Below are 8579 nucleotides of genomic sequence, written 5' to 3' on the forward strand. Positions count from 1 at the left end.
ACTACGACCCCAAGATTTAAAATAAAGTTATCCCAACCTAGCTAAAAAAGAGTAGTATCAAATTAACCCAAAGGTTCAATTAAGACATTATAGGAGTTGTATATGTTCCCAGAATTTCGTGAGCTAATCACCAAATTAAAAAATAGTGATGCGCATTTTACTCGCCTATTTGAGAGACATAATGAGCTAGACCAACGCATTAAAAACATGGAGTCAAATATAGAGCTTGCAACCAATGATGAAGTAGAGCTTCTCAAAAAAGAGAAATTACATATAAAAGATGAGCTATACGCAATTCTAAAGAAAAAAATCAGCTTAATGAATTAACGACAATGCCCACCTTTTGAAGGAGGGCATTTTAATAGCCATTGAATTTCGATAGTTATCAAAAAAAACCCAGCCTAAGCTGGGTTTTCTAATAATCTAAAGATTATTCAGCAACTACGTTAACAGTTACAGTTGCATTCACTTCAGTGTGTAAGTGAACTTTAACTTCGTGTTCGCCAGTTGTACGAAGTGGACCTTCACCTAAACGAACTTCTGATTTAGCTACTTCAACACCTGCCGCTGTTAATGCATCAGCGATATCTTTTGCAGAGATAGAACCGAATAAACGGCCATCGTCACCTGCAGTTGCAGATACTGATACTGCTGCGATTTCAGCAATTTTAGCTGCACGAGCTTGTGCTGCTGATAATGCTGCTGCCGCTTTTGCTTCTAATTCAGCACGACGTGCTTCGAAGTGAGCAATGTTTGCTGCTGTTACCATAACTGCTTTACCTTGTGGGATTAAGAAGTTACGTGCAAAACCTGATTTAACAGTTACTTGGTCGCCCACAGAACCTAAGTGAGCAACTTTATCTAATAAAATAACTTGCATTGTACTCGACCTCTCTATTACTGATGGTTGTCAGTGTATGGAAGTAACGCTAAGTAACGAGCGCGTTTGATTGCGCGAGCTAATTGACGTTGATACTTCGCACGAGTACCAGTAATACGGCTAGGAACAATCTTGCCGCTTTCAGAAATGTAGTTCTTTAATGTAGCGATATCTTTGTAATCGATCTCAACAACATTTTCCGCTGTGAAACGGCAGAACTTACGACGACGGAAATAACGTGCCATTTGGCTTCTCCTGATCTATAAATTCAATATGTTCGGCGTGAACGACTAATTGGTTTAAACCATTATAGTCTTTGTGAGTATGAATAAATCCATGAACTCTAATTTTATCGCCGAGCTTTATTTGTTGTGTTATTAAACTAAATTGACTGCCATTTAAAATCACTTGGATTTTACACCACGCCTGACGTTCTAAATTCACTTCAGTTTGGATTGAACGATGTTCAAGCCAAAAACGATAATTCGGAACCCCTAACGGGTTTTGGCTTTGCTTAACCATTGAAGCGACCGAGCCGCTCAGAATTAAGCAATTATCAATTGGCGAATTACTCGCCAGCTTCCTCTGATTCAACTTCAGCTACCGCTTCAGCAACTTTGCTTTCTTTCGCTTTCACCATTGGTGACGCTTCAGTTACTGCCGCTTTAGTGTGAACGATTAAGTTACGAAGAACTGCATCGTTATAACGGAAGTTAGTTTCTAACTCGTCGATTACACTTTGAGGTGCTTCTACATTCATTAACACATAGTGTGCTTTGTGAAGTTTGTTGATTGGGTATGCTAATTGACGACGACCCCAATCTTCTAAGCGATGAACTTGACCGCCAGCTTCTTTAACAGATGCTGTGTAACGCTCAATCATTGCTGGTACTTGTTCGCTTTGGTCCGGGTGAACCATAAAAACGATTTCGTAGTGACGCATTGACTATCCTTACGGGTTAGCAGCCTCCAACTTTAGCCAGTCACCAACTTGTGGAAGCAAGGATTAAAAAACAAATGTGACTGAACTGTGGAATTATACGTAAATTTGTTGGTTTTGCAAGCAGAATTTATCGTTAATCCTGCCAATGTAAGAATGTGATTAATCACTTAATATAAAAATAGGTTTTATCTGGTAAAAATACGAATAATAGTTCAGTATTTTTCAATCTTCTAGTACAATTGCGCAAACGTTTGCTTTTATTAATTTATAAGGAATCCAAATGAATGTATTAATTATTGGTAACGGTGGTCGTGAACATGCTTTAGCTTGGAAAGTTCGTCAATCGCCTTTAGTCAAAAAAGTTTTTGTCGCACCGGGGAATGCCGGTACTGCTCTGGAAGAAGGTATCGAAAATGTGGCAATCGCCGCAACCGATGTTCCTGCATTAGTTGCTTTTGCGAAGGAAAACCAAATTGGCTTAACGATTGTTGGACCTGAAGCGCCACTTGTTATCGGTGTAGTTGATGCATTCCGAGCGAACGGCTTAAAAATTTTCGGCCCGACCCAAGCCGCTGCTCAATTAGAAGGTTCTAAAGCATTTACCAAAGATTTCTTGACTCGCCATCAGATTCCAACTGCAGAATACCAAAACTTTACTGAAATTGAACCGGCACTTGCCTACTTAAAACAAAAAGGGGCACCGATTGTAATCAAAGCAGACGGTTTAGCCGCTGGCAAAGGTGTAATTGTCGCAATGACTTTACAAGAGGCAGAAGATGCGGTGCGTGATATGCTGTCAGGTAACGCCTTTGGTGAGGCAGGTAGCCGTGTGGTGATCGAGGAATTTTTAGACGGCGAAGAAGCCAGTTTTATTGTGATGGTGGATGGCAAAAATGTCGAACCGATGGCAACCTCGCAAGACCATAAACGTGTTGGCGAGGGCGATAGCGGTTTAAACACCGGCGGAATGGGGGCTTACTCCCCTGCTCCGGTGGTAACGAAGGCAATCCACCAACGTGTAATGGACGAAATTATTTACCCGACCGTGCAAGGAATGGCAAGCGAAAATACCCCTTACACCGGCTTTCTTTACGCCGGCTTAATGATTATGCCAAACGGTCAGCCGAAAGTGATTGAATTTAACTGCCGTTTTGGAGACCCTGAAACTCAGCCGATTATGATGCGTTTGGAATCCGACCTTGTTGAATTGTGCTTAAAAGCCTGCGAAGGCAAATTAGATAGCGTGCAATCAAAATGGTGTGAACAAGCAGCATTAGGCATCGTACTTGCAGCGGAAGGTTATCCGGGCGATTATCGTAAAGGCGATGAAATCAGCGGTATTCCAACTCAAGCACAAAAATCACAGAAAGTCTTCCTTGCCGGAGTGGAGCAAAAAGACGGTAAATTAGTGACAAACGGTGGCCGTGTTTTATGTGCAACCGCATTAGGTAATTCGGTATTTGCTGCACAGCAGCAAGCCTTAAAACTTGCCGAACAAATTCAATGGCAAGGTCGTTTCTATCGCCGTGATATTGGCTACCGTGCAGTAGCAAGAGAAAAAGCATAATTTGCTTTTAGGCTCATAGCAAAAAATCAAGCGGTCTAATTTGTAAAATATTTTGCAAATTAGACCGCTTGTTATTAGCTAGCGAAGAATATTAACGCTGAGCGTTTTTCTCTAATTGCGTCCAGTTATAGAAACCGTAAAGCGAGTTAAGCAGATATGCTCCGTACATTAAATAAATTGCCGGTGTTTCCGCCCATAAAGCGATGGATAACACATTAAGCACAATCCACAACAACCATTGTTCACGATAACGTAAAATCATCAACAGCTGCGCAGCAACAGTGGTGATAGTAGTAACTCCGTCTAAGCCCGTTGAACTACCACCCGCTGCTTTAAGTGCTTGAATAAAAAGTAAAGTGCCGATACTAATCGTTGCTAATAATACAATCCAACCTTTTACAGTTAACGATTTAGCAATAACTGCACCACCGCCTTGGCTGTCTTTTTGCATATTCGCTTGCCAAACGAAGTAACCGATAAATTGCGCCGGTAAATACACATAAAGCACACTGTTCATTTCACCGATAAAATTATTGCCCCATGCTACATAAAAATAGGTATAAGCAAAAATTAAACCGAACAAGTAATTACTTACCTTGCCTTTACTCACTAAAACAACACAGATAATACCGGCGATACCCGAAATCATTGCCAAAATAGAATCCGGCTCTTGTACGTAAGCCCAAACTTGTGCGGCAATAAAGGCTATAAGCCAAATAACTTCAAAAGGTTTCCAACCGGAAAGCTCTTGCTTAATAAAATTTGAAACGTTTTGTGTATTCATATGACCTCCAATGTAATGATACAGAGGAAAGTGTAAGCCAATTAGCATAGAATGTAAAATATAAATTACATTCTTATACATTAGGTAAAAAAATAGGATTGTCTAAACGACAATCCTACTCCGATTACAGATTATTTAAACGCACATCAATTAATGCCTTATCTTGTGCCGGTGCAATATCCTTTGCTTTTTCATAAGCGCTCTTTGCGGCATCTTTATCACCTTTAGCAGCAAGAATATCTCCGCTTAGTACTAATTTACGTTGCTCCCATACCTGATCTTGAATCTGAGCGAGCATCGTTAATGCTTGATCGTAATGTTTTAGCTGATAATCCACCGCTGCTAAACGGAAACGAATTACCGTTTGTAAAATCGAATCGCTTGCTACCGCCAGAGCATTCTCTAATACACTTTTCACACGAGCAAAATCTGCTTTCTCAACCGCTTGTTTTGCTTCTTCTAGTTGCGCGAAAACGGCATAGCTTGAATCTTTATGATCCGCAATAAACTTCTCGACAAGCGGTGCGTTTTTGCTTGGATCTTGCAAATAGCTTTCCATAATATTTTGGTAAGTTGCAGAAGTTTGTTGTGCTGTTTCAATCTGATGATTTTTCCAAAAATTCCAGCCGAAAGTCGCAGCACAAGCAATAATGATCGCAACCAAAATTGGAGTACCGTTTTCTTTAAACCAGCCTTTTACCTCTTCAAACTGCTTCTCTTCCGTTTTATTTAAATAATCGCTCATAATAATGATTTCTCCATTTACCCTAAACGGGGGGATAGCTTAAAAACGTTTAGTAAGTTCTGAAATAATATCTACCTGTGCAATGGTAATTTGTTCCGCACCGCTTTGTAGATCTTTTACCACCACTTTTTGCTCAGCGACTTCGCTTTCTCCGATAACTAATGCAATTTGGGCTTCCACTTTGTCCGCACGTTTAAATTGTTTTTTAAAGTTACCGCCGGAACAATGTGTCATTACACGTAATTGAGGCAATTCAGTGCGGATTTGCTCGGCAATTCGGAACGCATTTAAAGTAGCACCTTCGCCTGAATAAACCACATATACATCAACAGCTTTCGGTAGGCTGATCTCTTTATTCACTTCTTGAACAAGTAGAACTAAACGCTCTAAGCCCATTGCAAAACCAACACCTTGCGTTGCGTGGCCGCCAAGCTGTTCAACCAAGCCATCATAACGACCACCACCACAAACTGTACCTTGCGAGCCAAGCGCTGAAGTTACCCACTCAAACACGGTTTTATTGTAGTAATCTAAACCACGTACCAGCTTCGGATTGACTTCATAAGCAATACCCATTGCATCTAATAGACTACAAAGCTGCGCAAAATGTTCACGACTGTCATCATCTAAGTAATCTAATAATTTCGGTGCATCATTCAATACTTCTTGTAACGCTTGGTTTTTGGTATCAAGAATACGTAGTGGGTTTTTAACTAAACGATCTTTTTCTTCATCGCTCATTAAAGCGATGTGATTTCCTAAGAATTTTACCAATGTCGAACGATAATTCGCGCGTGCTTCAAGCGAACCGATTGAGTTTAGTTGTAAAGAAACGTGTTGATCGATACCCAATTCTTTCCATAAACGCGCAGTTAAAATAATTAATTCCGCATCGACTTCCGGATTTGGAATACCAAAAATTTCTACACCGGCTTGGTGGAATTGACGATAACGGCCTTTTTGCGGACGCTCGTGGCGGAACATTGGTCCCATATACCATAAACGTTGTTCATTATTGTAGATCCAGCCACGTTCAATCGCTGCACGCACACAACCGGCAGTTCCCTCCGGACGAAGCGTTAATTGTTCGTCATTGTCCCAGAAGGTGTACATTTCTTTTGATACCACGTCAGTAACTTCACCAATTGCACGAGAAAAAAGCGGCGTACTTTCTACAATCGGCATACGCACTTCCGAATAGCCATAACCGGCTAATACGTTACGTACTTTATTTTCAATCCACTGCCATAATGGCGATTCTGTTGGGGAGCAATCGTTCATCCCACGAATTGCTTGAATATTTTTAGCCACTTTATTTTCCTTTTATTACGCTAAAACCACGGACGACACAAATAAATACGGTTGGTAAATTTTTGAAGAAAATTGACCGCTTGTTTTCCACAATTTCCGTAAAATTCATGTAACCCGTGGTTACTAAAATTAAATTTGTTCTACTTGAATGCGATTATGTTGTTCTGCAACACGCGCACGAATTTTTGCTTCTAGTTGGTCGATGAGTTTTTCATTATCAAAACGCTCTTTTTGGCGCACGCCGTCAAGATAGAAGCCGCTCATTTTATTTGAACCGGTAACACCAAGATCCGATACAAGCGCTTCACCCGGACCATTTACTACGCAGCCGATAATGGAAACATCCATCGGTGTTAAGATATCTTCTAAGCGTTGCTCTAGCGCATTCACCGTTGCAATCACATCAATTTCTTGACGTGAGCAAGTCGGGCAAGCAATAAAGTTAATACCACGAGAACGAATACGTAACGATTTTAAAATATCGAAACCGACTTTAACTTCCTCAACCGGATCTGCTGCAAGAGATACACGTAATGTATCACCGATACCTTCCGAAAGTAATAAACCTAGACCAATTGCTGATTTAACCGAGCCAGCACGCGCACCGCCTGCTTCAGTAATGCCTAAATGCAGCGGCTGTACGATTTGTTTTGCTAAAAGGCGGTAAGATTCGACCGCTAGAAATACATCAGATGCTTTTACACTCACTTTAAAGTTCTCAAAATTAAAGCGATCTAAAATATCCACATGACGTAATGCCGATTCTAATAACGCTTGCGGAGTCGGCTCTCCGTATTTCTCTTGTAGATCACGTTCAAGGGAACCGGCATTTACGCCGATTCGAATCGGAATATTTTTATCTTTTGCACAATCCACTACCGCACGAATACGATCTTCATTACCGATATTACCCGGATTGATACGTAAACAGTCAACACCGTATTCCGCCACTTTCAAAGCGATACGATAATCGAAGTGAATATCCGCCACAAGCGGCACATTCACTTGTTGTTTAATCACTTTAAATGCCTCTGCGGCATCCATGGTTGGCACGGAAACTCGTACAATATCCGCCCCAACACGTTCTAGTGATTTAATCTGCGCAACCGTTGCTTCTACGTCAGTTGTACGGGTATTCGTCATAGATTGTACCGAAATCGGTGCATCACCACCGACTGCGACATTACCCACCCAAATTTTCTTCGATTCACGACGTTTAATTGGCGATTGATGAATTGACATGTCCAATCCTTATTGTGCTAAAGGTAAACGAATTCGAGCTACACGACCATCAATTTTTAACGGTACTTCTTGGCCTTTATAGTAAAGTTTTACATTTGCCGGTGCGCCAATCGTTAAACGATATTGTTCGTTACCGTTAAAGGTTAACACTTCGCCGTTGCTATATAATTTTTCCGCTAAGCTTCTTTTGCTTTTGGTATTTTTTACGGTAATCCAGCTTTCTTTACCAATGACTTCAATACGTAATTCATCATTGCCAATAGTTTCTTCAGTAGTACCCGTTTCCGCTGTTTGTTGTAACACATTCACTGCTTCCGCCGGTTGTTCTGCAGCAACAACTTCCGATTGAACGGTTACTGGCGCACTTTCCACTGCCGGTGTATTTACGACAGGCGCAGTAACTTCCGGTACTTTCACTTCTTCAACAACGGCTGGCGCAACCGGTTGTGCCGGCTGTGGTGCTACGGTTACCGGAGCAGGAGTAACAGGCACGCTCGGTGCAACTTCTGCAGGAGTAGAACTAATCACAAATTGGTCGCGATTTTCTTGCTCTTTTTGGTAATCTTGCCACCACCACAATAATGTCATCCCCGCTGCTGCTAATAACACCAATACGGTTAAATATTTCATCCATTGTGTTTGTGATTTTTGTACAGCTTTTACCGAAGGGGTTTTAACTGCTTCTTTTGGAATAGTTACTTCACCATAATTAACACTTGAAACTAACTCTTCCGGTAAACGAAGAAAACGTAAATAGTTACGCACATAGCCTCGAACAAAAGTCGGCGCTACATTTTGTAAAATGAAAATATCGTTCTCTAATGCTTCGATATGTGATTTCTTTAAATTTGTTTTTTTAGCAACATCTTCAACACTTAAATTTAAGGCCTCACGTGCTTGTTTTATTTTTTTTCCTAGTGAACGAACATCTTGATTTTCTTCTGTCGGATTAATTGATTCAGTCATAACTAAGCTCTTGGTTAAAAATTACAGAAAATTATTCGGAAGTTTAAAGATGTAATGCTTGTTTTGCAATCTTAACAAGCAAATTTTTTTAACAAGCGATTAAATTCAGTCATTTCTTTGCAAATTTTAAGGGGCTGTAGT

General features: G+C 40.7%; 11 protein-coding genes. 2 read left to right on the top strand and 9 right to left on the bottom strand.

All coding sequences use genetic code 11. From position 1 onward, the window contains the following. The first annotated feature begins 102 nt into the window (after nucleotides 1-102). Nucleotides 103-327 carry an HP1242/YdcH family protein gene (locus HMPREF0027_RS09725; RefSeq protein ID WP_005624756.1) on the top strand — a complete coding sequence of 75 codons (225 nt, stop codon included), beginning with the start codon at nucleotides 103-105 and terminating at the stop codon, nucleotides 325-327. A 103-nt stretch (nucleotides 328-430) separates the two neighbouring features. Here the strand turns inward: HMPREF0027_RS09725 and rplI are convergent, their stop codons facing one another. From rplI to rpsF, 4 genes are read right to left on the bottom strand one after another with little or no spacing between them, the layout of a single operon-like run. Further along, nucleotides 431-880 carry a 50S ribosomal protein L9 gene (gene rplI, locus HMPREF0027_RS09730; RefSeq protein WP_005624758.1) on the bottom strand — a complete coding sequence of 150 codons (450 nt, stop codon included), beginning with the start codon at nucleotides 878-880 and terminating at the stop codon, nucleotides 431-433. Nucleotides 881-897: 17 nt separating this feature from the next. Then, nucleotides 898-1125, bottom strand: coding sequence for a 30S ribosomal protein S18 (gene rpsR / locus HMPREF0027_RS09735; RefSeq protein WP_005598105.1), 228 nt, complete (start codon nucleotides 1123-1125; stop codon nucleotides 898-900). Next, nucleotides 1100-1474 carry a primosomal replication protein N gene (gene priB / locus HMPREF0027_RS09740; protein ID WP_026313171.1) on the bottom strand — a complete coding sequence of 125 codons (375 nt, stop codon included), beginning with the start codon at nucleotides 1472-1474 and terminating at the stop codon, nucleotides 1100-1102. The genes rpsR and priB overlap by 26 nt, the downstream gene beginning before the upstream one ends. Beyond that, the gene (rpsF, locus tag HMPREF0027_RS09745; RefSeq protein ID WP_005598107.1) at nucleotides 1449-1823 is read right to left on the bottom strand and encodes a 30S ribosomal protein S6; all 375 of its coding nucleotides are present in this window, start codon (nucleotides 1821-1823) and stop codon (nucleotides 1449-1451) included. Before rpsF ends, priB begins: the two co-directional genes overlap by 26 nt. Before the next feature lie 280 nt (nucleotides 1824-2103). Between rpsF and purD the strand changes: the two genes are divergently transcribed. Further along, nucleotides 2104-3390 carry a phosphoribosylamine--glycine ligase gene (purD, locus tag HMPREF0027_RS09750; RefSeq protein WP_005624763.1) on the top strand — a complete coding sequence of 429 codons (1287 nt, stop codon included), beginning with the start codon at nucleotides 2104-2106 and terminating at the stop codon, nucleotides 3388-3390. Between the two features lie 91 nt (nucleotides 3391-3481). Here purD and pnuC read toward each other — a convergent pair whose 3' ends face one another. The 5 genes from pnuC to HMPREF0027_RS09775 form a co-directional block, all read right to left on the bottom strand. Next, nucleotides 3482-4174 carry a nicotinamide riboside transporter PnuC gene (gene pnuC, locus HMPREF0027_RS09755; protein ID WP_044024512.1) on the bottom strand — a complete coding sequence of 231 codons (693 nt, stop codon included), beginning with the start codon at nucleotides 4172-4174 and terminating at the stop codon, nucleotides 3482-3484. Between the two features lie 124 nt (nucleotides 4175-4298). Further along, the gene (locus tag HMPREF0027_RS09760) at nucleotides 4299-4922 is read right to left on the bottom strand and encodes a YfgM family protein (protein WP_181893803.1); all 624 of its coding nucleotides are present in this window, start codon (nucleotides 4920-4922) and stop codon (nucleotides 4299-4301) included. Between the two features lie 36 nt (nucleotides 4923-4958). Then, nucleotides 4959-6230, bottom strand: a complete 1272-nt coding sequence (hisS, locus tag HMPREF0027_RS09765) for a histidine--tRNA ligase (protein ID WP_005624769.1) — start codon at nucleotides 6228-6230, stop codon at nucleotides 4959-4961. 129 nt (nucleotides 6231-6359) lie between these two features. Beyond that, nucleotides 6360-7472 carry a flavodoxin-dependent (E)-4-hydroxy-3-methylbut-2-enyl-diphosphate synthase gene (gene ispG, locus HMPREF0027_RS09770; protein ID WP_005624771.1) on the bottom strand — a complete coding sequence of 371 codons (1113 nt, stop codon included), beginning with the start codon at nucleotides 7470-7472 and terminating at the stop codon, nucleotides 6360-6362. Nucleotides 7473-7481: 9 nt separating this feature from the next. Continuing rightward, on the bottom strand, nucleotides 7482-8438 hold the full coding sequence (locus HMPREF0027_RS09775) for a RodZ domain-containing protein (RefSeq protein WP_005624773.1): 957 nt from the start codon (nucleotides 8436-8438) through the stop codon (nucleotides 7482-7484). Nucleotides 8439-8579 lie beyond the last annotated feature (141 nt).

Source organism: Actinobacillus ureae ATCC 25976 (genome assembly GCF_000188255.1).
Lineage (GTDB): Bacteria > Pseudomonadota > Gammaproteobacteria > Enterobacterales > Pasteurellaceae > Actinobacillus > Actinobacillus ureae.

Coding starts and splice junctions, on each gene's coding strand:
- HMPREF0027_RS09725 (WP_005624756.1), top strand. CDS start 103: ATGTTCCCAGAATTTCGTGAGCTAATCACCAAATTAAAAAATAGTGAT.
- rplI (WP_005624758.1), bottom strand. CDS start 880: ATGCAAGTTATTTTATTAGATAAAGTTGCTCACTTAGGTTCTGTGGGC.
- rpsR (WP_005598105.1), bottom strand. CDS start 1,125: ATGGCACGTTATTTCCGTCGTCGTAAGTTCTGCCGTTTCACAGCGGAA.
- rpsF (WP_005598107.1), bottom strand. CDS start 1,823: ATGCGTCACTACGAAATCGTTTTTATGGTTCACCCGGACCAAAGCGAA.
- purD (WP_005624763.1), top strand. CDS start 2,104: ATGAATGTATTAATTATTGGTAACGGTGGTCGTGAACATGCTTTAGCT.
- pnuC (WP_044024512.1), bottom strand. CDS start 4,174: ATGAATACACAAAACGTTTCAAATTTTATTAAGCAAGAGCTTTCCGGT.
- ispG (WP_005624771.1), bottom strand. CDS start 7,472: ATGTCAATTCATCAATCGCCAATTAAACGTCGTGAATCGAAGAAAATT.
- HMPREF0027_RS09775 (WP_005624773.1), bottom strand. CDS start 8,438: ATGACTGAATCAATTAATCCGACAGAAGAAAATCAAGATGTTCGTTCA.